Origin of the sequence: Shinella sp. (genome assembly GCF_052438155.1) — a bacterium.
GTDB lineage: Bacteria > Pseudomonadota > Alphaproteobacteria > Rhizobiales > Rhizobiaceae > Shinella.
The window spans coordinates 362,566-384,446 of record NZ_JBQVPI010000001.1; the positions used below are offsets into that span (position 1 = coordinate 362,566).

Genomic DNA, 21,881 nt, shown 5'->3' on the forward strand with positions numbered 1-21,881 from the left:
CCTTGTGTCTGTTCAGCAAGGAGGACGCCACGATGAAAGTCACCCAGCATCTCTGGTTCGAAAAGGACATGGAAGCCGCCATCGGCTTCTATACGTCGCTCATTCCGGGCTCATCCGTTCAGTGGATTTCACCGCTGCTGGCGGAAACGCCGAGCGGCCCGCCCGGCAGCGTCAAGGTCGCAAGCTTCACGCTCGGCGACCAGCGCTACATGGCGATCGAGGCGGGGCCACTCGACCCGTTCAACCACAGCTTTTCCATCATGGTCGAATGCGAAACGCAGGGCGATCTCGACCGGCTGTGGGATGCCTTGAAGGAAGGTGGCGCGGTGGAGCAGTGCGGCTGGCTGAAGGATCGCTGGGGCCTCTCCTGGCAGATTGCGCCGACACGGCTCGGCGAGCTGATGAACGATCCGGACCAGGCGAAGGTCAAGCGCGTCACCGAGGCGATGCTGAAGATGGTGAAGCTGGATATTGCAGGGCTGGAGGCCGCTGCCGCGGCCGCAGGGTAGGGGCTTGGCGGCACGTGCATTGCTCCCCATGTCGGGGAAGGACCCTCAAAGGCGAGCATCTGCCGTGCCGAATGCCAAAACAAAGCCGAAGGCAGAACCTCTTCGGACCCTTCGTATCATCTGGGGTGTTTTCACGATTGTGCTCGGCACGGCAATCGGTGCCGCGGCCGGCTGGGAGAGCCATGGTCTCGCCGGTGCCGTTGCGATGGGCTTCGTGGGATCTTTGGTCGGCGGGTTCCTCAGCTCTCCGTCGATCGCCGCGCAGTTTTTCCACTGATGGTCAGAAGGGTCACTCGGCCTACATCCTGACCGTCATCCCGCCATCGACCACCAGCACATGGCCGTTGACGAAGGAGGCCGCGTCGCTTGCCAGGAACACGGCGGCGCCGGCGATTTCGTCGGGGCGGGCCCAGCGCTGGACGGGGATGCGCTGGCGCACGAAGGGCATCAGGTCATCGTTGGCGGCGAGGGCTGCGTTGGTTTCCGTCGCGAACCAGCCGGGGGCGATGGCATTGCTGGTAATGCCATGGGGGGCGTATTCCACGGCCATGCTGCGCATCAGGCCGGTGAGGCCCTGCTTGGCGGCGGGGTAGACGCCGTCGTTCGGCATGGCGACCTGCCCGCCGATCGAGGTGATGGCGATCAGCCGGCCGTGGCCGTTGCGTTTCATCAAGGCAGCCGCATCGCGCGACAGGCTGACGGCGGCGGCAAGGTCGGTGCGGATGAGGTCGTCGATTGCCTCGTCGTCCATCTCGGCCAGAGGGCGGCGGTCACGCGCGCCGACATTGTTGACCAGCACGTCGAGCCTACCGTGCCGGCGCTCGATGTCGGCGAGCGCCGCGCGCTGGGCCGGGCGATCGGCGATGTCGAAGGCGGCTGCCGACGCGCTTCCGCCAAGGGCAATGATCTTCGCCACGGCGTCGTCGAGCGTCGCGGCCGTGCGGCCCGTCACCACGACATGCGCGCCGGCTTCCGCCAGCGCCCTGGCGATCTCGAAGCCGAGGCCGCGTCCGCCGCCGGTGACGAGCGCCACGCGGCCTTTTTGGGAAAACCTGTCCAGTATTGTCATGATGCGTCCTTTCGGGAGGCCACCGGATAGCGGCGGAGCGCATCTGTCAACCCTGCCGGGCGGGGTTTGCCCTCCGGCGAAAAGGCGCTATGTCCGCCTAGAAAGGACTCTTCCCATGGCTCAGAATATCTACGATCAGCCCGCCTTCTTCGAGGGCTACAGCAGCCTGCCCCGCTCGGTTCACGGGCTCGCGGGGGCTGCGGAATGGGAATCGGTGCGCGCGCTGCTGCCCGATCTTGCGGGCAAGCGCATCGTCGATCTCGGCTGCGGTTTCGGCTGGTTCGCGCGCCATGCGGCGGCGGAAGGGGCGGCGAGCGTGCTGGGCCTCGACCTTTCGGAAAACATGATCGCCCGGGCGAAGGCGGAGACGGCGTCGCCCGCCGTGCGCTACGAGATTGCCGATCTCGATCGGCTGGACCTGCCGCCGGGCGGCTTCGATTTCGCCTATTCGTCGCTCGCCTTCCATTATGTCGCGGATTTCGACCGGCTGGTGCGCAGCATCCACGCGGCGCTGGTGCCGGGCTCGTCCTTCGTCTTCACCATCGAGCATCCGATCTACATGGCGCCGTCGAAGCCCGATTGGGCCGAGGTCGGCGACACGACGGTCTGGCCGGTGGATAACTACCTCGTGGAAGGGCCGCGCACGACGGACTGGCTTGCCAAGGGTGTCGTCAAGTATCACCGCATGCTCGGCACGACGTTGAATGCGCTGATTGGAGCGGGTTTTGTCATCCGCCATGTGGAGGAATGGCGGCCCAGCGAGGCGCAGCTTGCGGACCATCCGGAATGGCAGGTGGAACTGAATCGGCCGATGTTCCTGCTGATTGCCTGCGATCGTCCGTAAACGGGCAAAAGAGCGGACGGGGCCTTTACGCGGCCTCCGGCTGCGCTAGAACTATGCTCCATAGAGCCACTCGCCGGCAGCACGATCAAAAAGACAAGCCGGCGTTATCGGAAGGGGAGCCGAGGCCATGACAAGACTGACACTGCCACTTGATGGCGCCTGCCGTTGCGGACGCGTGAAAATCCGCATCAGCGCGCCGCCGATGATCACCATGGCCTGTCATTGCACCGGTTGCCAGCGCATGTCGGGCAGCGCCTATTCGCTGAGCGCGGCGATCCCGACGGACGGGTTTGCGGTGATCGAGGGTGAGCCCGTCGTGGCCGGCGCGAGCCCGGAAGCGGGCCATCATTTCTGCCCGGATTGCATGACCTGGATGTTCACCCGGCCGGCCGGGCTCGATTTCTTCGTCAATGTCCGGCCGACCATGCTCGACGATACCGGCTGGTACAGTCCCTTCGTCGAGACCTATACGAGCGAAAAACTCGAATGGGCGACGACGCCTGCCGCGCACAGCTATGAAAAATTCCCGCCGATGGAGGATTTTGAAACGCTGATGGCCGGCTATGCGGCGAGCGTCGCCTGAACCGTCGAACCTTTCTTAAAGCTATGAGTGCGCGCCCATGACCTCCGCCTTCGTCGCCCATCTGCAATCCGAACTCGACGGCCTTAAGTCCGCCGGTCTCTACAAGTCCGAGCGCGTCATCACCTCCAAGCAGGCCGGTGAGATCGCCGTCGCCTCGGGCGAGCGCGTGTTGAATTTTTGCGCCAACAACTATCTTGGTCTTGCCGACAATGAGGAGCTGGCTGAGGCCGGCAAGGCGGCGCTGGACCGCTACGGCTACGGCATGGCCTCGGTGCGTTTCATCTGTGGCACGCAGGAGGAGCACAAGCAGCTCGAAGCCCGCATCTCGGCCTTTCTTGGGTTGGAAGACACCATCCTCTATTCCTCCTGCTTCGACGCAAATGGCGGCCTCTTCGAGACGCTGCTGTCCGAAGAGGATGCCATCATTTCGGATGCGCTGAATCACGCCTCGATCATCGACGGCGTGCGGCTCTCCAAGGCGAAGCGCTTCCGCTATGCCAACAACGACATGACGGCTCTGGAGGAGGAACTGAAGAAGGCGGAAGGCTCGCGCTTCAAGATGATCGCCACGGACGGCGTCTTCTCGATGGATGGCATCATCGCCAACCTGCAGGGTGTCTGCGACCTTGCCGAAAAATACGGCGCCATGGTCATGGTCGACGACAGCCATGCGGTCGGCTTCGTCGGAAAACACGGCCGGGGCTCGGCCGAACATTGCGGCGTTGAAGGCCGCGTCGATATCATCACCGGCACGCTCGGCAAGGCGCTCGGTGGCGCGTCCGGCGGCTATACGTCGGGCAAGCGTGAGGTGGTGGAATGGCTGCGCCAGCGCTCGCGGCCCTATCTCTTCTCCAACACGCTCGCCCCGGTCATCGCGGCCGCTTCACTGAAGGTCTTCGACCTGATCGACAACGGTGACGCGCTGCGCCAGCGTCTCTATGCCAATGCGGACCTGTTCCGCACGGAGATGACGAAGCTAGGCTTTACCCTGGCGGGCGAGGGGCATGCGATCATTCCGGTCATGCTGGGCGATGCCACGCTCGCGCAGGAAATGGCGTCGCGCATGTTGACCAAGGGCGTCTACGTCGTCGGCTTTTCCTTCCCCGTCGTGCCGCGCGGCCAGGCACGTATCCGCACCCAGATGTCGGCGGCGCACAGCGAGGCGGATGTTCGCAAAGCGATTCAAGTTTTCGCCGATGTCGGACGCGAGCTGGGCGTCATTTAAAGAATCCTCTGAATCCCTTGTGGAGATTTCGTCATGTCGAACATGATGCGTGCGCTGGTTAAAGCGAAACCTGAAGTCGGCCTCTGGATGGAGACCGTTCCGGTGCCGGAGGTCGGGCCGAACGATGTCTTGATCCGGGTGAAGAAGTCGGCGATCTGCGGCACGGACGTGCATATCTGGAACTGGGATCATTGGGCCCAGAAGACCATTCCGGTGCCGATGGTGGTCGGCCATGAGTTCGTCGGTGAGATTGCCGAGATCGGCTCGTCGGTCACCAAGTACCATGTCGGCGAGCGCGTCTCGGGCGAGGGGCATATCGTCTGCGGCAAGTGCCGCAACTGCCGGGCCGGCCGTGGGCATCTGTGCCACTACACCAAGGGTGTCGGCGTCAACCGGCCGGGCTCCTTCGGCGAGTTCGTCTGCATTCCCGAGCACAATGTCGTGCCGATCCCCGACGAGGTGCCGGACGAGGTGGCGGCGATCTTCGACCCGTTCGGCAATGCCGTGCACACCGCGCTCTCCTTCGATCTGGTGGGCGAGGACGTGCTCGTCACCGGCGCAGGACCGATCGGCATCATGGGGGCGATGGTCGCAAAACGCTCCGGAGCGCGAAAGGTCGTCATCACCGACATCAATCCCGTTCGCCTCGATCTCGCCCGCAAGGTCGGTATCGATTATGTCGTCGATGCATCGAAGCAGGATCTGGCCGAAGTGATGACCGAGATCGGCATGACGGAAGGGTTCGACGTTGGCCTGGAAATGTCCGGCGCGCCGCCGGCCTTCCGCTCGATGATCGACGCGATGAACAATGGCGGCAAGATCGCCATTCTGGGCATCGCGCCAGATGGTTTCGGCATCGACTGGAACAAGGTGATCTTCAAGATGCTGACGCTGAAGGGCATCTATGGCCGGGAAATGTTCGAGACCTGGTACAAGATGATCGCCTTCGTGCAGGGCGGGCTGGACCTCTCGCCCATCATCACCCACCGCATCAAGATCGACGAGTTCCGCGACGGCTTCGAGGCGATGCGCTCGGGCAATTCCGGCAAGGTCGTCATGGACTGGCACTGAGAGGAGATATGGTATGAAATACGAAGGAAGTTGCCATTGCGGCAATATCGCCTTTGAGGTCGAGGGCGAGTTCGATAGCGGGCTCGACTGCAACTGTTCCCTGTGTCGTCGGCGCGGCGGCCTTCTTGCCTTCGTGCCTGCGGAAAAATTCACGCTGACGACGCCCAAAGAGAACGTCTCCACCTACCAGTTCAACCGTCACGTTATCGAGCACCACTTCTGCGCCAATTGCGGCATCGCGCCCTACGGTGAGGGCAAGGATCCGAAGGGAAACAGTGTGGCGGCGATCAATCTGCGCTGCCTTCCGGCGATCGATCTTGAGACATTGATCATCACCAAGGTCGATGGAAAGTCGTTTTGAAACTCTGGCGTGCGAATCGGTGCGCGCGGGGGAATGGCGGGGCGAAGACGGAGGCTCTTGTCTTTTCGGGATTTGCGCCTACATGAAGGCTCAATCACCCGGATCCGCCGACTTGCCAGTTCGCGAAGCCGAATCGTAACCTTTTGCGGCTTTTTTGCCGGAAAAGCTTGACGGAACCGAAAATTCTGGGAATCACCATTGTTGGCGAGCAAGGAACGGGTACGGCAGATCGGGAAGTCATGTCAATTGTGTTGCCTCGGCAACATATCCATAGTCCCGCGGGCCGGGATGTGGTTAATCAGGATTTAATTGTCAATCCGTTAGGTCAGGGACGCTGAGAAGCGATTGCGCATGCCGAAGGGCGATCGGCTGCGGAAACCCTAACCGCTTGAAAACTGGATGCTCAGGAAAGCGACGAAATAAATGGCGACAAAGGTCAAAGAGAACGAGGAAGTCGAAAACGAACGCGAAGGCGCATCCGACGGCCCACTTCTCGATCTTTCCGATGATGCAGTCAAGAAGATGATCAAGGCCGCCAAGAAGCGCGGCTATGTCACGATGGACGAGCTGAATTCTGTCCTGCCGTCCGAGGAAGTGACCTCGGAGCAGATCGAGGACACGATGGCCATGCTCTCCGACATGGGCATCAACGTCATCGAGGACGAGGACTCCGAAGAGGCGGCCCCGAGCAGCGAAGACGAGGCGAGCGACGACGACAACGAGAGCGAAGGCGGCGAGATCGCGCCTTCCAGCGGTACCGCGCTTGCGACCGCGAAGAAGAAGGAGCCGACCGACCGCACGGACGATCCGGTTCGCATGTACCTGCGCGAAATGGGTTCCGTCGAACTCCTGTCGCGCGAGGGCGAAATCGCCATCGCCAAGCGCATCGAAGCCGGCCGCGAGACGATGATCGCCGGCCTCTGTGAGAGCCCGCTGACGTTCCAGGCCATCATCATCTGGCGGGATGAACTCAACGAAGGCCAGACGCTGCTGCGCGAGATCATCGATCTCGAGACGACCTATTCCGGTCCCGAGGCGAAGGCTGCCCCGCAGTTCCAGAGCCCGGAAAAGATCGAGGCCGACCGCAAGGCTGCCGAGGAAAAAGAACGGACCCGCAAGCCGCGCGCTGCCAACGACGACGACATCACCAATGTCGGCGGCGACAGCATGCCGGCAGAGGAAGAGGAAGAGGACGACGACGAGTCGAACCTTTCGCTCGCCGCCATGGAAGCGGAACTGCGTCCGCAGGTCATGGAAACGCTCGACACGATCGCCGAGACCTACAAGAAGCTGCGCAAGCTGCAGGACCAGCAGGTGGAAGCCCGCCTGCAGGCGACCGGCACGCTGTCTCCTGCCCAGGAGCGCCGCTACAAGGAGCTCAAGGACGAGCTGATCACGGCCGTGAAGTCGTTGTCGCTCAACCAGAACCGTGTCGACAGTCTTGTCGAGCAGCTCTACGACATCTCCAAGCGCCTGATGCAGAACGAAGGCCGCTTGCTGCGCCTTGCCGAAAGCTATGGCGTCAAGCGCGATTCGTTCCTGGAACAGTATTCCGGCGCGGAGCTCGATCCGAACTGGATGAAGTCGATCGCCAATCTGGCCGCCCGCGGCTGGAAGGAATTTGCGCGTTCGGAAAACACGACGATCCGCGATATCCGTCAGGAGATCCAGAACCTCGCCACGGAAACCGGCATCTCGATTGCCGAATTCCGCCGCATCGTTTCGATGGTGCAGAAGGGCGAACGCGAAGCCCGCATCGCCAAGAAGGAGATGGTGGAAGCCAACCTCCGTCTCGTGATCTCGATTGCCAAGAAGTACACGAACCGTGGCCTTCAGTTCCTGGATCTCATCCAGGAAGGCAATATCGGCCTCATGAAGGCGGTCGACAAGTTCGAGTATCGCCGCGGCTACAAGTTCTCCACCTACGCGACGTGGTGGATTCGTCAGGCGATCACCCGTTCGATCGCCGACCAGGCGCGCACGATCCGCATTCCGGTGCACATGATCGAGACGATCAACAAGATCGTCCGCACCTCGCGCCAGATGCTGCACGAGATCGGCCGCGAGCCGACCCCGGAAGAACTGGCCGAAAAGCTCGCCATGCCGCTCGAAAAGGTCCGCAAGGTCCTGAAGATCGCCAAGGAGCCGATCTCGCTCGAAACCCCCGTGGGTGACGAAGAGGATTCGCATCTCGGCGATTTCATCGAGGACAAGAACGCGCTTCTGCCGATCGACGCCGCCATCCAGGCGAACCTGCGCGAGACGACGACCCGCGTGCTGGCATCGCTCACGCCGCGCGAAGAGCGCGTGCTGCGCATGCGCTTCGGCATCGGCATGAACACCGACCACACGCTCGAAGAAGTCGGCCAGCAGTTCTCGGTTACCCGCGAACGTATCCGCCAGATCGAAGCGAAGGCGCTGCGCAAGCTCAAGCACCCGAGCCGCTCCCGCAAGCTGAGAAGCTTCCTGGACAGCTAAGTCCGCCGGACTGTGGATCCGCAACAAGACGAAAGCCGGGCCTTGCGCCCGGCTTTTTGCATTTGTGCACAGGGTCTCGGATAAATCAGCCTCTGCCACGACCCGCTAATTGAGGTCCTGGTTTAATCCTCTGAAACTCAAGAACTCTCTTGGGAAGCCTGTCGGTTTTTCCCACCCGCAATGTGCCGGAATGGGTGATGGTGGGTTAAGGCTGGAGCGGATTGTGTCACGCCCTGGGACATTTGCGCCAACCTGCCGACAACCGGCAATTTCCCGCAACATCCTGTTTTACTGGCCATATTAGGAGCTTGCCCGGTGGACACCCGGCTCTCGCCGCAGGCCTGGCGCGAGGCGGGGGTCGATTCGACGCGTTCGCCCCCCGCTGCTAGCCTTGTCGCACGTCATTGGATTGAAGAGCGCATTGCGGGGAGGAGCGTGCGCGCAACGAGGATTGGATATATGGCCGGAAGCATTCTGAACGCCCTTGGCGTTTCTCTTCGCTACAGCGGTGGCTCTTCTGCGTGGTTTTCTGCCACTGGCTCGGGCCCCCGGCTGAACGGCACGGCCAGGAACGACTCGATGTGGGGTGACGGCGCGGTCGATGTCACGATGGCTGGCGGCGCCGGTGATGACATCTACTATCTCTATTCGACGCGCAATCGGGCGTTCGAGGCGGGCGGGGAGGGCATCGATACGATCTCCACTTGGATGAGCTATACGCTGCCGTCGCATATCGAGAACCTCACCGTCACCGGCCATGGCCGTTACGCATTCGGCAACGGTCTCGACAATATCCTGACCGGCGGTTCCGGCAGCCAGACGATAGACGGCGGCGCAGGTAACGATGTGCTGATCGGGGGCGGGGGTGCCGACATCTTCGTCATCCGCAAGGGCAATGGCAGCGATCTTGTTACGGACTTCGGCGCGGACGACACGCTGCGCCTTGATGGCTACGGCCTTACCTCCTTCGCGGGCGTGCTTGCCGCCATGGACCAGGAGGGAGAAGACGTGCGCCTCGCGCTCGGTGGTGGGGAGAGTTTTGTCTTCGCCGACACGACGATCGCCGATTTCCGGCCCGACCAGTTCCGCCTCGCGCTCGACAGGTCGGCACTGGCGCTGACCTTCGTCGATCATTTCAACAGGCTGAGCCTTTCGGACGACGGCGGCACATGGGACACCCGGCACTGGTGGGCGCCGGAAAAGGGCGCGACGCTGACCGAAAACGGCGAAAAGCAGTGGTATGTGAACCCGTCCTACGGCCCGACCTCGACGGTCAATCCGTTCTCGGTCGATGACGGCGTTCTGACGATTACGGCGGAGAAGACGCCCGACGATATCCGCCCAATCATCGACGGGTACGAATACACGTCCGGCATGCTGACGACGCATTCCTCCTTTTCTCAAACCTATGGCTACTTCGAGATCCGCGCCGACATGCCCGACGAGCGCGGAACCTGGCCGGCCTTCTGGCTGCTGCCCGCAGACGGCTCCTGGCCGCCCGAACTCGACGTGGTGGAAATGCGCGGCCAGGACCCCAACACAGTGCATGTCACGGTTCATTCGAACGAGACCGGCAAGCGCAGCTCGATCTCCAGTGCCGTCACGGTCGACGACACCGGCGGGTTCCACAACTACGGTGTGCTCTGGACGCCTGAGAAGATCGTCTGGTATTTCGACGACGTCGCGGTCGCCAGCGCCGAAACCCCAGACGATATGCACGACCCGATGTACATGATCGTCAATCTGGCGGTCGGCGGAGTGGCGGGTAGACCCGATGCCGGGCTGGATGACGGCGCCGAGTTGAAGGTCGACTACATTCGCGCCTATGCGCTCGACGACTGGTTGGTGTAGCCTTTCCGCCGTGGTTTCCTTGCACCCGCATCGTCCCCATGCAAGTCTGACGGCGACATGTCGAATGCGGGAGCGCTCAAGGGAATGCTGAAGCGGATTGCGGGTTTCGCGGGTTTTTCCGCTGCGGGCTTGATCGTCGGTACATTGCTTTTCGCCGCCTCGCTGACGCCGAGCCTGTTGCCGCGCACCTATGTGACGCAGGGCCTGCTCTCCGGCGTCGCCATGGCCTGTGGCTACGGTCTTGGCGTGCTGCTTGCCGCGTTGTGGTTCTGGCTGGAACTGCCGGAGCCGAAGGATCGTGTGCGGCTGGGGCTGAAGGCGATAGTCGGCGGCGCCTGCGGCCTGGTCGCGCTGGTCTTTCTGTGGCGCACGGCCGAATGGCAGAATTCCATCCGCACGCTGATGCACCTGCCGCCGATCGAGACGGCGCATCCGTTCTATGTTGGCCTCATCGCGCTTGCGGTCTTCCTCGTCTTCCTTGCCCTGGGGCGTCTCTTTGCGCTGTTCGTGCGGCTGTTTGCCAGCACGTCGCGTCGAGCGGCCCCGCGGCGGCTCTCCTATGTCATTGGTACGGTACTGGCCGCCACGCTGTTCTGGACATTGGCCGATGGCCTGCTCGTACGCCTCGTGCTGCACACGGCTGATTCGTCCTTCCGTCGGCTCGACCAGGTGATCGAGCCGGATACGGCAGAACCGTCCGGGCCGCTGAAATCGGGAAGTGCCGCCTCGCTGGTGCGCTGGGGCGAGCTTGGCCGCATGGGCCGTTCCTTCGTGGCAAGCGGCCCGACGGCGGCGGATATTGCTGCCTTCACCGGCAAACCGGCCATTGAGCCGCTGCGGGTCTATGCCGGCCTCAATGCCGCCGAGACGCCGGAGGCTCGCGCCAGGATCGCACTCGACGAGCTCATCCGCGTCGGTGGCTTTGAGCGCTCGACGCTGCTGATCATCATGCCGACCGGCACCGGCTGGGTCGATCCCGAGGGGATCGATACGGTCGAGTACCTGCACCACGGCGACATCGCCAGCGTCGCCATCCAGTATTCCTATCTCGCAAGCTGGCTCTCGCTGCTCGCCGAGCCGGATTACGGCGCCGAGGCGGCCCGCGCGCTCTTCCACGCCATCTACGGCCACTGGACCACGCTGCCGAAGGAGAGCCGCCCCAAGCTCTATCTCTACGGCCTCAGCCTTGGGGCGCTGTCGTCGGAGCAATCGGCGGAACTCTTCGAGGTGATCGGCGACCCCTATCAGGGCGCGCTGTGGGCCGGCCCGCCGTTTCCGAGCCGGATCTGGCGCAAGATGACGGCGGATCGCAATCCAGGCACGCCAGCCTGGTTGCCGCGCTTCCGCGATGGCTCCTATGTGCGCTTCACCAGCCAGCGCAATGTGCTGCCGGAGGCGGGCGATCACTGGGGGCCGATGCGCATCGTCTACCTGCAATATGCCAGCGACCCGATCGTCTTCTACGATCCTTACTCCTTCTACCGTCAGCCATCCTGGATGGACGTGCCGCGCGGGCCGGATGTCTCGCCGGATTTCCAGTGGTACCCGGTGGTCACCTTCCTGCAATTGACACTCGATATGGCCATGGCGACGACGACGCCCATGGGATTGGGGCATGTCTATGCCGGCGAGCATTATATCGACCCGTGGATCGCTGTGACCGACGTCACGGACTGGAGTGCGGCGGACATTGCGCGACTGAAGGAGAAGTTCCGCGCGGGGCGGTGAGGGGAGCGAAAGGCTGGTTTATGCACGGCTTCACTCTCCGAATGACGCCGGTAAAAAAATCGGCCCCCTTGTCGGATCGGCGCGCTGACCCACGTCCTTGTCATGTCCAAATCAAGGAGGAGACGATCATGACCTATGTCGATGGATTTTTGCTCGCCGTGCCGAAGGCCAATCTCGATGCGTACAAGAACATAGCGCGCGCGGCGGGTGATGTCTGGAAGGAGCATGGCGCGATCGACTATGTCGAGTGCATCGGCGACGACGTGCCCTATGGCGAACTCACCTCGTTTCCGCGCGCCGTGCAGGCTAAGGATGACGAGATTGTGATCTTCGCCTGGGTCACCTACGAATCGCGCGCCCGGCGTGATGAAATCGTCACCAAGGTTATGGCGGACGAGCGCCTGAAGGGGGATGCCTGGAAGGATGTCTTTGATGGCAAGCGCATGATCTATGGCGGCTTCCAGGCGATCGTCGAGTTGTGAGCAGAGGCAGGTTACGGTATCACTGCGCCGGATAGCTTTGCAAAGGATGCGCCCATGCAGGACCTCTATTACGCGATCGTCGGTACCACCACGGATACCAATGCCGGCCTCGCACGGTTCATGGGCGTCATCCTCATCTTCATCGTCGTGGTCGGCACCCTGTTCTGGGCGATCGGCTGAGGCGCCGGGCGCCATGGCGCAGAAAATCCTGACGGTCCAAACGCGCGGGCAGGGGCTCTATGAGTTCACCGGCGATGCCGCGGCCTTCGTGCGCGGCGCGGCGGTGGAAGAGGGGCTGCTGACGGTCTTTGTCCGCCACACATCCTGCTCGCTGCTCATCCAGGAAAATGCCGATCCGGACGTGCGGCGCGATCTCGACCAGTTCTTCCGTCGCCTCGTGCCGCCTTCCGACGACCCGTCCATGCGCTGGATCGTGCACACCATGGAAGGGCCGGACGACATGCCGGCCCATATCAAGGCGGCCCTGACGCAGGTCTCGATCGGCATACCCGTCATGGATGGGCGTCTCGCGCTCGGCACCTGGCAGGGCCTCTATCTCTTCGAGCACCGGGACCGGCCGCACCGCCGGGAAATCGTGCTGCATCTCGGCTCTTGACGGAACACGTTCACACAGTGGAACGTTCCTGCGGTGATCCATCGAGAGGAGAGATCCATGGCGAACACCGAAAGCATCAATCATGCCGTGATCGAGGCGCTGAACAGCCGCGACTTTGCCGCCCTTGCCGCCAAGGTTAACGAGGACGTCTCGATCTCCGGCATCGGCGAGGGCATGGACAATGGCCGCGAAGCGTTGCGCGCGCGTCTTGCCCGGCATTTCGAGGCCTTTGACGAAAGCTACGACGACGCCCTGGTGATGAGCGATGCCCTCGGCAGCAACGTCGCGATAAAGCTGACGGCGCACGGCAAGAGAGCCGGCGGCGATAGCTATTCGGCGGAAAAGATCCTGCTGCTCGAACTCGAGGACGGATCGATCACCCGCATCGCCTTCTTCACCACTTCATGAAGTTGAACGCAGGCTGAACGGCGGCTTCGGCCTGCGTTCAGCCTGGCCCTTCTAAGGTCTCCTCAATCGCCGAACACGACGGTTCGGCGGAACGAAACAGGAGATCCTTCGATGGCCAGCTTTCTCAAAAAATCCATTCTTGCCGCGGTTCTCGGTCTTGGCGCGCTGACCGCCTCGGTGCCGGCCGCCTCTGCCGCAGGCCTCGACGTGACGATCGAAACGGTCGGCTATCGCAACGGATTCCTCGAAGTGCACGACAATGGCTGGCGCCGTGACCGCTGGGATCGTCGCCACGACCGCTGGGATCGCCGTAACGAGCGCCGTCATGAAACGGGCCGTCGCGGTCGCTGCTCGCCGGATCTAGCCGTGGCCAAGGCACGCGATTTCGGCGTGCGCCGCGCCCGCGTCGTCGACATGTCGCCGCGCCGGGTCGTCGTCGAAGGCTACCGTCATGGCGGCTTCAGCCGTATCGTTTTTGTCAACGACCGTGGCTGCCCGACCATGTGGCGTTAAGGGGAGGGTGCTGGTCCGCACCGGCGCTCCCTGACGGAAACCGCTCGTCACGTCACCCCCGGCCGGCGAGCGGCCACCCTCCCGGTTTCGACCGGGAGGGTTTTTGCATTTTGGCAGGTCGCAGCGCTCTCGTCTCCAAGAGGATCATGGCCGGCACCGCGCAAGCAGCTATTCTGCGTCGTACACCTGTGCGGGGCGGCATGCCCGGTCAGACTGCCAGGGTGTGAGGCATGACCATCAGGACATCGGTCGTGGAGGATGCCGCCGGGGTGGAGACGCTACTGGGCCGGTCCTATCCAGCTTTGATGGCAGGCCCCTATGAGGAGAATGTCTTTTCGCGCGCGTTGCCGCTCATGACGCGGGCAAACTCCAAGCTTTTGATATCCGGCACGTTTTACGTCGCTGAGGAAGCCGGTGACACTGTCGGTTGCGGCGGCTGGACATTCGAGCAGCCGGGTCCGGCCAGCGGACCGACGGATTGGCGCATCTGCGCCATTTCGCGGTCGATTCCGCTCACGCGCGCCGCAGCATTGGCCGTTTGATCGTCGCACGGTGCGCCGACATGGCATTGCGCCGCGGCGCCTCCCGTTTTCAGGCCTTCTCCAGCCTGAACGCGGAACCATTTTATGAAAGCGTCTGTCTCAAACGACAGGGCGTCATTCAAATTCCCATGGCCGAGGACATCGGTTTTCCCGCGGTGCTCATGGAGGTAAGGATTGCGGTAGCCCCGTAGCACGCTCGCATACCGAAGAACTTTGGTTGCTGCACGCGGCTCCGTATTCTGACGCCACGCCTGCGTACGGCTTTCGCAAGGCGATACTGATCAAGAAGCTTGCCCCAGCTTTGCAAAGAACGGGCTATCCGCCTCAGCCGGTGAGGCCGCGCATGTGTTGCCTGTGGATTTTCACCTGCATTCGCCCCCGGTGCAGGACACAAGAAACGGCCTGGACGCGGTTGGATGGCACGTTGGCTGGCGAAACGAAAAAGGGGCCGGTTTCCCGGCCCCTTGTTTGAAAGCGATCAAGCGGTTTCACTTGCCAAGTGCGAATGTCACGTTGACGGTGACAGCGTAGCTGTTCTCGCCGGTGGCGAGCGGTACGGCGCCGCCTTCGGCATAGTCCTTGGCCATGGCGCGCATCATCGGCATCGGTTCGGCGCGGTAGCTGGTTTCGGAAATCTCCAGCACGCGGCCGAGGCCGACGCCTGCGGCTTCCGTCAGTTCCTTCGCCTTTGCGATGGCGTTTTGGACGGCCTTCTTGCGCGCGGCGCTGACGGCCGTTTCCGGCTTGTCGTTGGTGAAGCGGATGCCGCCGCCCTGGTTGGCACCGAGGGTTACGGCCTTGTCCATGATTTCGCCGAGCTTTGCGAGGTCGCGCACGCGCAGCGTGACGGTATTGGTGACCTGGAAGCCGGTCAAAACCGGCGGCTGGTTTTCGCCCGTCGAACTCTGCGGATACTGGTACTGCGGGTTGATCATGAAGCCGGAGGTCTGCAGGTCACGCTCCGCGATGCCGGCTTCCTTCAGCGCGGCAAGGACTTCGGCCATGGCCTTGTTGTTGGCATCCAGCGCCTCGCGGGCAGTCTTGGCATCCTTGACGACGCCCAGGTCGATCAGCGCCATGTCCGGCGCGACTTCGGCGGTGCCTTCCCCGGTGACGATGATGGTCGCCTCGCGCTGCTTGACAGCCTCTTCAGCCTTTGCGGCCAGCGGAACGGCGGCGGCGAGTGCCAGCGAAAGTGCAAAAAGGCTGGCGCCCGTACGGCGGCCCAAGGTCCCGTGGATCATAAAGAAGGTCTCCTGATGGTTGTGTCCCTTGCCCTGTTTTTCGCCCGGGATTGTGTAGAGAATACGGCAGCGCTTGTGAGCGGCAGCGAATTCGTCTAGACGATCCACATCGTCGGCCGCCATTGACCGACGACCCCGGCAGACCCGCCGGGCCGGGCCTGTAGCTCAATGGTTAGAGCCGGCGGCTCATAACCGCTTGGTTGGGGGTTCGAGTCCCTCCGGGCCCACCACTTTCATTTTTCTTCCCATGTTTTTCGTTCGTTCCCACCCTGCGCTCTTGAGCTTGGTGATGGCGATCTGGGGAGCCGCTTTTTGTTCACGGCGGCGCAGTGGATTCGATCTCTTTTATGTTCGCATCTCCGATGATGGACATGATTTCCAACGCCGCTCAACCTGTTTTGGCAAGGGTGGGGATGTGGTCGCGACCGCTGGATGGCTAGGTATCAGGGTCGGCGTCACGCGTGCGTGAATTCCTGTCGTTTCAAAAATGGACGCAGACACCCTGACGCCATTTCGGTAACGCTCCTGAAGAGTGAAAGTTTACGCCCGCGCAGGCGCTACGGCTTGCCCGCTCTCTGCGTCTTCGCGCGACACAATTGTCTGAAGTGGGAATGTCGTCGCTCTGCGCTGCCACCCATCGGGGATCGCTTGGCGGTGAGGGCATGGCCGAAATTTGGGAAACGGCAGGCTGCGGCTTGTTTTGTCCATTCCGGGAACGAGCTGCGGCGAACTCCTGCCTTTTAAACGCGCGTTATCCGGGGGAACACGATGAGCACGACCTTTACGAGACAGGACTACAGCGTGGGCACCAGTCCCGTTGATCTTGAAATCGCCGACATCAATGGGGACGGCAATCTTGACCTGGTGGTAACCAATGTGGGTTCCACGGCCAAGCTTCTGGTGTTGCTGGGCAGTGGTACGGGAAGTTTCTCGACATCGACGAACATCGACGTCACGACCGGCGAGCCCAGCATGGGCTTCGCCAAGGTTGCCGACATGAACGGCGACGGCCATCTCGATATCGTCTTCGACAGCTACTATGACTACAGCGTCCGGGTGCTCCTCAGCGACGGCGCGGGAGGCTATCAGGCCGGACCCCATGCGAGTTTCTGGTCTCGCCCCATGTCGATGGCGATCGGCGACGTCAATGGCGACGGCCGGACTGACGCGGTGACCACGAGCCAGAACGGTGTGATTACCGTGCTGTTGGGCGATGGGCAGGGCGGCTTCCAAAGCCCAATCAACAACGCGTCCATCACCTCCCGTTTTCCAGGTTACGTCGCCCTGGCGGACATGAACGGCGATGGCAAGCTCGACATCGTCGCCTCCGGCAACTCTTCGTTCGGCAACGTCTCGGTGATGCTGGGCGATGGTGCCGGCGGCTTTACGGCCGTTACACATTACAGCATGGGAACGCGCCTGCCGGGCACCGTGACTGTTGCGGATGTCAACGGCGACGGCAAGCTCGACGCCCTGACGACCAATATCGGAACGCCCGGCACGGTTTCGGTCCTGTTGGGCAATGGCAATGGCGGCTTCACATCGGCGACGGACATCAGCGTCGGCGCCAATCCCGGATCCCTCACAGTGGCGGACCTGAACGGCGACGGCAAGCTCGACCTCATCACAGCGAATTCCAATGCCAACAGCGTTTCGGTGCGGTGGGGAGACGGCAGCGGTAATTTCTCGGGCGGCACCGATATCGCTGTCGGCAGCATGCCAAGAAGTGTCAAGGTGGCCGACGTCAACAAAGACGGCAGGATGGACATCGTCGTTACCACCGTCATGGGCGGTGGCGTCACAGTCCTGCTGGGCGGCAAGAAGGCAGACGTCACGGCGATCTCGTCGAGTGCCACCGGCACGCTGAAAACCGGCGACACGGTTACTTTCACGCTGACGACCGACGTGCCCGTCACCGTGAACGGCATGCCGGAACTGGTACTCAGCAATGGCGGGCGGGCGGTCTATGCCGGTCTTGACCAAAACGGCAGGCCGACATTCGCCTATACGGTCGTGGAGGGCGACACGGGTACGAGCAACCTTACCATTACCGGCATCGACAGCACCGACGGCTCTGTCGATGGGTTGGCCGCGCTGAGTTTTGAAACGCCGACAACCGTGGGAACGCAGAGTTCCACGACCTTCACGGCCATCGCAGATGTGAACCGCGACGGCAAGCTCGATCTCGTGACAACCAATGGGCAACAGGGCACTGTCGCGATACAGCTCGGCGAGGGCGCCGGTGGCTTTTCCGCGGCGACACAGGCCAATGTCGGCTACTCGTCAGAGTGCGTCGTTGTGCGCGATGTAAACGGCGACGGCAAGCTCGATCTCCTGGTGGCCGAATCGACTTTTAACGTCGTTGCCGTCCGGCTCGGGGACGGCAATGGCAACTTCTACGGATTGGCGATGGTTCCTGTGGATAGTATGCCGGTTTTCCTCACGACCGGCGACGTGAATGGCGATGGCAAACTCGATCTGGTGACGGCGAACGAACTTGGCATCTCCGTGCGGCTCGGCGATGGCGCCGGCAGTTTTTCGGGGTCGACAGAGATCGCTATGGGAGCTACCCCCCTTTCGATCGCTCTTGCCGACGTGAACGGCGACGGCAAGCTCGATATTCTCGCAGCCGATTCCAATGCCAGCGAGGTTTATGTAAAACTGGGTGACGGTGCTGGCAATTTCTCCGGTACGACACAGGTCGGCACGGCGAACTCCCCGAGCTCCGTTGCCGTTGCCGATGTGAATGGCGATGGCAAGCTCGACCTGTTGACGACAAGCTCCACTTTGGCCACCGTCTCCGTGCATCTGGGCGATGGCGATGGCGGCTTCTCCGGTGCGACGCAGGTTTCGATAGGATCCGCAGCGAATTCGATCGCTATTGGCGACTTGAATGGCGATGGCAAGCTCGATCTGGTGACAGGAAACGCGGCCGGAAGTGTCTCCATACGACTGGGCGACGGCGCCGGCAATTTCTCCGGTTCGACGGATATCGGTTTGAGCGGTTCACCGGACTCCATTGCCCTTGCCGATGTGAATGGCGATGGCAAACTTGATATCGTCGTGCCCAACGAAGGGCGTATCTCGGTCATCCTGAACAACTCGCGTACGGCGGCGTCCTTCTTCGACGGTACTACCATTTCCACCGCGGACGGATCGCTAACCGGACTCGGGGTGGACGCGACCCGGCCGGATGCGCCGGATCTAACGCTCGCCGACGATAGCGGAACGTCCGCGACCGACCTTCTCACCAACGATGGCTCCCTGACGATCGGCAAGGAGGTTGGGGCAACGCTGAGCTATGTCGTCGATGGCGGCCAGGCTTCGGCCAGCTACGATCCGACAGCGCTTGCGGACGGCGAACACACGATCGAGGTGACGCAGACGGATCTTGCGGGTAACGTTTCCCTGGCCCGCAGCATCACATTTACGATCGATCGGACCGCGCCCGACGCGGTGGTCCTGGCGCTGGCATCCGACAGCGGAACATCGTCCACGGACAAGCTCACAAACAATGGCGCGCTGTCGGTTTCCGGCCTGGAAGACGGCGCGACGCTGAGCTACGTCGTCGATGGCGGCGCGGCATCGTCGAGCTTCGATTCGGATGGGCTTGCCGACGGCGAGCATACGGTCGAGGTGACGCAGACCGATGCGGCGGGCAACGTTTCCACCACCCGCAGCATCACGTTTACGCTCGACAGGACCGCTCTGGCCCCCGTTCTTGCCCTGACATCGGATACCGGCTCGTCCTCGACCGACAAGATCACCAGCAGCGGCGCGCTGACAATGACCAGGGAAAGCGGCGCCACGCTGAGCTACGTCGTGGATGGTGGGACGGCGTCAAGCAGCTACGATCCGTCCACCCTTGCCGATGGCACGCATACCGTCGAGGTCGTGCAGACGGATCTTGCGGGCAACGTTTCCGACGCCGGCAGCATAACATTCACGATCGACAAGACCGTCCTGGCGCCTGCGCTTGCCCTGACGTCGGACACAGGCGCGTCCTCGATCGACAAGATTACCAGTAGCGGTGCCCTGACAATCACCAAGGAAAATGGTGCCACGCTGAGCTACATCGTGGATGGCGGGGCAGCGTCGAGCAGTTACGATCCGTCCGCCCTTGCCGATGGCACGCATACCGTCGAGGTCGTGCAGACGGATGTCGCCGGCAATGTCTCCGATGCCCGCAGCATCACCTTCACGCTCGATCGGGCAAAGCCTGCCGTACCGGTTCTCTCCCTGAGCTCGGATACGGGGTCGTCCTCGACTGACAGGATCACCAGCAACGGTGCCCTGACGATCGCGGGGAAGGAAAGTGGGACGACGCTGAGCTATATCGTGGATGGTGGCCCGGTATCGAGCACCTATAATCCGTCTGCTCTCACGAATGGTGCCCATACCGTGAAGGTGATCCAGACCGACAAGGCCGGCAACGTGTCGTCGGCCGGCATCCTGACCTTCACGCTGGACAAGGCTGCGCCGACCGTGACCGGTGTCACGGTTTCCGGTCCGGGTGTCAGCGGCGGTTCGGGCACGCTCACCACCGGTCAGACCGCCGAGTTCAAGCTCACGCTCAGCGAGGCGGTGGTCCTGACGGGTGCCACCAAGCTGACGTTGACGCTCAGCAACGGCAAGCAGGCCATCTATGATGCCGCGGCATCGAGCAGCAAGACGCTTGTTTTCGACTACAAGGTCGGGCTTGAGGACACGGCGAGCGATCTCTCCGTCACGAAGCTCAACCTCAACGGCGCCACCATCAAGGATGCCGCCGGCAATGTCCTCAACATTACGGGTGCCAGCATCAATCCCGCCGGAAAACTGGTCATCGATGGTTATACCGGCACATCGGCCGCAGACGTCTTCAACGGCACGGTCGGTGCGGAGACATTCCGTGGTCTGGCGGGTAACGACATCTATGTCGTCAACAACAACGGCGATGTGTTGGTGGAAGGCGCGAGCGCCGGCACTGATCTCGTCAAGGCATCGGTCAACTACACGCTGACCAGCAATGTCGAGAATCTGACGCTGACCGGCTCCGGCAAGATCAATGGCACCGGCAACGGCCTCGCCAACATCCTGACCGGCAACGGCGGCGACAACGTGCTCGACGGCAAGGGCGGTGCCGACCGAATGATTGGCGGCAAGGGCAATGACACCTATGTCGTCGACAATGTCGGCGATGTGGTGGTGGAAGGCGCGAGTGCCGGCACCGATCTCGTCAAGGCATCGGTCAACTACACGCTGACCAGCAATGTCGAGAACCTGATGCTGACTGGCTCCGGCAAGATCAACGCCGTCGGCAACGGCATTGCCAACATCCTGACCGGTAACGACGCGGACAACGTGCTCGACGGCAAGGCCGGCGCGGATCGTCTGATCGGCGGCAAGGGTAACGACACCTATGTGGTCGACAATGCTGGCGATGTGGTGGTGGAAGGCACGAGCGCCGGTGCGGACCTGGTGAAAGCGTCGGTCAACTACGCACTCACCAGCAACGTGGAGAACCTGACGCTGACGGGCTCCACGAAGATCAATGGCGTGGGCAACACGCTTGCAAACATCCTCAACGGCAACAGCGCAGACAACATCCTCGACGGTAAGGCCGGAAACGATACGCTTGTTGGCGCTAGTGGTGCCGACAAGCTGTACGGTGGCGCAGGGGCAGATAAGCTGACCGGTGGTTCCGGCGCGGATGTGTTTCTGTTCAAGGCGGTCACGGACACGACGGTCGCAGCCGCCGGCCGCGACACAATCATCGACTTCAACCGCAGCCAGGGGGACAAGATCAGCCTCAACGCGATCGACGCCAATCCGGACCTGAAGAACGACCAGGCCTTCACTTTCATCGACACGCAAAAGTTTCACAAGACGGCCGGTGAACTGCGCTACGAGATCAAGAGCGGCGACACATTCATCTCCGGCGATATCAACGGCGACGGCACGGCGGACTTCTCCATCAGGCTCGATCTCAGCCTGGCCATGAAGGTGACGGACTTCATCCTGTGATCGTACAGAAGGGGAGTATCAAGGGGTAAGGTGCTTTTGCCCTTGCCGTAAAATCGCAATCACGTCGCTATGTTCATACCGTATTTCCCACGGTATGCGCTTAACCGACTGTCGTATTTTGCAACAGGGTTCAAAAGTCCACTATGTCCGGGCCGAGTTCCCGTAAATTTTCCAAAATCGGCATTTAGTGCATTGATTTTATTTGTATTTATCTAGGGGGATAGCTCGCCATTCCCCTATGGCGACGCAGATCGTTCGATCGCTGCTCGACAGAGTGATGACGCCCTCCAGGGCCTTACCTAGCACCTGTGCTGCGTCAAGAGCCGCGCGGAGAGCGAACTGCTGTGCAAG

Annotated in this window: 20 protein-coding genes and 1 tRNA gene; 19 read left to right on the forward strand and 2 right to left on the reverse strand. The window is 62.0% G+C overall.

From position 1 onward, the window contains the following. Positions 1–32 precede the first annotated feature (32 nt). Both ACT6VE_RS01720 and ACT6VE_RS01725 read left to right on the forward strand, forming a co-directional pair. Positions 33–509, forward strand: a complete 477-nt coding sequence (locus ACT6VE_RS01720; RefSeq protein WP_444796893.1) for a VOC family protein — start codon at positions 33–35, stop codon at positions 507–509. Positions 510–573: 64 nt separating this feature from the next. Next, entirely contained in the window at positions 574–786 is a 213-nt protein-coding gene (locus tag ACT6VE_RS01725; protein ID WP_444796894.1) for a hypothetical protein, read from the forward strand. A 21-nt stretch (positions 787–807) separates the two neighbouring features. On the opposite strand, the gene ACT6VE_RS01730 is transcribed toward ACT6VE_RS01725, so the two are convergent. Continuing rightward, on the reverse strand, positions 808–1,578 hold the full coding sequence (locus ACT6VE_RS01730; RefSeq protein ID WP_444796895.1) for an SDR family oxidoreductase: 771 nt from the start codon (positions 1,576–1,578) through the stop codon (positions 808–810). A 115-nt stretch (positions 1,579–1,693) separates the two neighbouring features. On the opposite strand from ACT6VE_RS01730, the gene ACT6VE_RS01735 reads away from it, so the two are divergent. From ACT6VE_RS01735 to ACT6VE_RS01805, 15 genes are all read left to right on the forward strand, one after another. Beyond that, a complete protein-coding gene (locus ACT6VE_RS01735) occupies positions 1,694–2,422 on the forward strand; it encodes a class I SAM-dependent methyltransferase (RefSeq protein WP_444796896.1) in 729 nt (242 codons plus the stop codon). 127 nt (positions 2,423–2,549) lie between these two features. Then, complete coding sequence (locus ACT6VE_RS01740; RefSeq protein ID WP_444796897.1) at positions 2,550–3,005, forward strand: GFA family protein; 456 nt, start codon at positions 2,550–2,552, stop codon at positions 3,003–3,005. Positions 3,006–3,042: 37 nt separating this feature from the next. Continuing rightward, positions 3,043–4,230: a glycine C-acetyltransferase gene (locus tag ACT6VE_RS01745; RefSeq protein ID WP_444796898.1), complete on the forward strand. Its 1,188-nt coding sequence runs from the start codon at positions 3,043–3,045 to the stop codon at positions 4,228–4,230. Positions 4,231–4,263: 33 nt separating this feature from the next. Next, entirely contained in the window at positions 4,264–5,301 is a 1,038-nt protein-coding gene (tdh, locus tag ACT6VE_RS01750) for an L-threonine 3-dehydrogenase (RefSeq protein WP_444796899.1), read from the forward strand. A gap of 13 nt (positions 5,302–5,314) precedes the next feature. Further along, the gene (locus tag ACT6VE_RS01755) at positions 5,315–5,662 is read left to right on the forward strand and encodes a GFA family protein (protein ID WP_444796900.1); all 348 of its coding nucleotides are present in this window, start codon (positions 5,315–5,317) and stop codon (positions 5,660–5,662) included. A 423-nt stretch (positions 5,663–6,085) separates the two neighbouring features. After that, positions 6,086–8,140, forward strand: a complete 2,055-nt coding sequence (rpoD, locus tag ACT6VE_RS01760) for an RNA polymerase sigma factor RpoD (RefSeq protein ID WP_444796901.1) — start codon at positions 6,086–6,088, stop codon at positions 8,138–8,140. 459 nt (positions 8,141–8,599) lie between these two features. Continuing rightward, positions 8,600–9,991, forward strand: coding sequence for a family 16 glycosylhydrolase (locus tag ACT6VE_RS01765; protein ID WP_444796902.1), 1,392 nt, complete (start codon positions 8,600–8,602; stop codon positions 9,989–9,991). 57 nt (positions 9,992–10,048) lie between these two features. Continuing rightward, positions 10,049–11,719, forward strand: coding sequence for an alpha/beta hydrolase (locus tag ACT6VE_RS01770; RefSeq protein WP_444796903.1), 1,671 nt, complete (start codon positions 10,049–10,051; stop codon positions 11,717–11,719). Between the two features lie 128 nt (positions 11,720–11,847). Further along, on the forward strand, positions 11,848–12,201 hold the full coding sequence (locus ACT6VE_RS01775) for a DUF1428 domain-containing protein (protein WP_444796904.1): 354 nt from the start codon (positions 11,848–11,850) through the stop codon (positions 12,199–12,201). A 54-nt stretch (positions 12,202–12,255) separates the two neighbouring features. Continuing rightward, entirely contained in the window at positions 12,256–12,381 is a 126-nt protein-coding gene (locus ACT6VE_RS01780) for a hypothetical protein (RefSeq protein WP_444796905.1), read from the forward strand. Positions 12,382–12,394: 13 nt separating this feature from the next. Beyond that, complete coding sequence (locus ACT6VE_RS01785) at positions 12,395–12,817, forward strand: secondary thiamine-phosphate synthase enzyme YjbQ (protein WP_444796906.1); 423 nt, start codon at positions 12,395–12,397, stop codon at positions 12,815–12,817. Between the two features lie 57 nt (positions 12,818–12,874). After that, positions 12,875–13,225, forward strand: a complete 351-nt coding sequence (locus ACT6VE_RS01790; protein WP_444796907.1) for a nuclear transport factor 2 family protein — start codon at positions 12,875–12,877, stop codon at positions 13,223–13,225. Between the two features lie 111 nt (positions 13,226–13,336). After that, positions 13,337–13,738 carry a hypothetical protein gene (locus ACT6VE_RS01795; protein ID WP_444796908.1) on the forward strand — a complete coding sequence of 134 codons (402 nt, stop codon included), beginning with the start codon at positions 13,337–13,339 and terminating at the stop codon, positions 13,736–13,738. A 230-nt stretch (positions 13,739–13,968) separates the two neighbouring features. Beyond that, on the forward strand, positions 13,969–14,280 hold the full coding sequence (locus tag ACT6VE_RS01800) for a hypothetical protein (RefSeq protein ID WP_444797459.1): 312 nt from the start codon (positions 13,969–13,971) through the stop codon (positions 14,278–14,280). Continuing rightward, a complete protein-coding gene (locus tag ACT6VE_RS01805; RefSeq protein WP_444796909.1) occupies positions 14,217–14,471 on the forward strand; it encodes a GNAT family N-acetyltransferase in 255 nt (84 codons plus the stop codon). The genes ACT6VE_RS01800 and ACT6VE_RS01805 overlap by 64 nt, the downstream gene beginning before the upstream one ends. A 297-nt stretch (positions 14,472–14,768) precedes the next feature. Here ACT6VE_RS01805 and ACT6VE_RS01810 read toward each other — a convergent pair whose 3' ends face one another. Beyond that, positions 14,769–15,524 (reverse strand): SIMPL domain-containing protein, encoded by a 756-nt coding sequence (locus tag ACT6VE_RS01810; protein ID WP_444796910.1) that lies wholly within the window; start codon positions 15,522–15,524, stop codon positions 14,769–14,771. A gap of 154 nt (positions 15,525–15,678) precedes the next feature. On the opposite strand from ACT6VE_RS01810, the gene ACT6VE_RS01815 reads away from it, so the two are divergent. Together ACT6VE_RS01815 and ACT6VE_RS01820 are read left to right on the forward strand one after the other, a co-directional pair. After that, positions 15,679–15,754: transfer RNA gene (locus ACT6VE_RS01815), tRNA-Ile, on the forward strand. 538 nt (positions 15,755–16,292) lie between these two features. Continuing rightward, positions 16,293–21,530, forward strand: a complete 5,238-nt coding sequence (locus ACT6VE_RS01820) for a beta strand repeat-containing protein (RefSeq protein WP_444796911.1) — start codon at positions 16,293–16,295, stop codon at positions 21,528–21,530. Positions 21,531–21,881 lie beyond the last annotated feature (351 nt).

What these genes read in the sequence shown, in the direction of transcription:
- ACT6VE_RS01720 (WP_444796893.1), top strand. Translation starts at nt 33, where the DNA reads ATGAAAGTCACCCAGCATCTCTGGTTCGAAAAGGACATGGAAGCCGCC.
- ACT6VE_RS01730 (WP_444796895.1), bottom strand. Translation starts at nt 1,578, where the DNA reads ATGACAATACTGGACAGGTTTTCCCAAAAAGGCCGCGTGGCGCTCGTC.
- ACT6VE_RS01735 (WP_444796896.1), top strand. Translation starts at nt 1,694, where the DNA reads ATGGCTCAGAATATCTACGATCAGCCCGCCTTCTTCGAGGGCTACAGC.
- ACT6VE_RS01740 (WP_444796897.1), top strand. Translation starts at nt 2,550, where the DNA reads ATGACAAGACTGACACTGCCACTTGATGGCGCCTGCCGTTGCGGACGC.
- ACT6VE_RS01745 (WP_444796898.1), top strand. Translation starts at nt 3,043, where the DNA reads ATGACCTCCGCCTTCGTCGCCCATCTGCAATCCGAACTCGACGGCCTT.
- tdh (WP_444796899.1), top strand. Translation starts at nt 4,264, where the DNA reads ATGTCGAACATGATGCGTGCGCTGGTTAAAGCGAAACCTGAAGTCGGC.
- ACT6VE_RS01755 (WP_444796900.1), top strand. Translation starts at nt 5,315, where the DNA reads ATGAAATACGAAGGAAGTTGCCATTGCGGCAATATCGCCTTTGAGGTC.
- rpoD (WP_444796901.1), top strand. Translation starts at nt 6,086, where the DNA reads ATGGCGACAAAGGTCAAAGAGAACGAGGAAGTCGAAAACGAACGCGAA.
- ACT6VE_RS01765 (WP_444796902.1), top strand. Translation starts at nt 8,600, where the DNA reads ATGGCCGGAAGCATTCTGAACGCCCTTGGCGTTTCTCTTCGCTACAGC.
- ACT6VE_RS01770 (WP_444796903.1), top strand. Translation starts at nt 10,049, where the DNA reads ATGTCGAATGCGGGAGCGCTCAAGGGAATGCTGAAGCGGATTGCGGGT.
- ACT6VE_RS01775 (WP_444796904.1), top strand. Translation starts at nt 11,848, where the DNA reads ATGACCTATGTCGATGGATTTTTGCTCGCCGTGCCGAAGGCCAATCTC.
- ACT6VE_RS01780 (WP_444796905.1), top strand. Translation starts at nt 12,256, where the DNA reads ATGCAGGACCTCTATTACGCGATCGTCGGTACCACCACGGATACCAAT.
- ACT6VE_RS01785 (WP_444796906.1), top strand. Translation starts at nt 12,395, where the DNA reads ATGGCGCAGAAAATCCTGACGGTCCAAACGCGCGGGCAGGGGCTCTAT.
- ACT6VE_RS01790 (WP_444796907.1), top strand. Translation starts at nt 12,875, where the DNA reads ATGGCGAACACCGAAAGCATCAATCATGCCGTGATCGAGGCGCTGAAC.
- ACT6VE_RS01795 (WP_444796908.1), top strand. Translation starts at nt 13,337, where the DNA reads ATGGCCAGCTTTCTCAAAAAATCCATTCTTGCCGCGGTTCTCGGTCTT.
- ACT6VE_RS01800 (WP_444797459.1), top strand. Translation starts at nt 13,969, where the DNA reads ATGACCATCAGGACATCGGTCGTGGAGGATGCCGCCGGGGTGGAGACG.
- ACT6VE_RS01810 (WP_444796910.1), bottom strand. Translation starts at nt 15,524, where the DNA reads ATGATCCACGGGACCTTGGGCCGCCGTACGGGCGCCAGCCTTTTTGCA.
- ACT6VE_RS01820 (WP_444796911.1), top strand. Translation starts at nt 16,293, where the DNA reads ATGAGCACGACCTTTACGAGACAGGACTACAGCGTGGGCACCAGTCCC.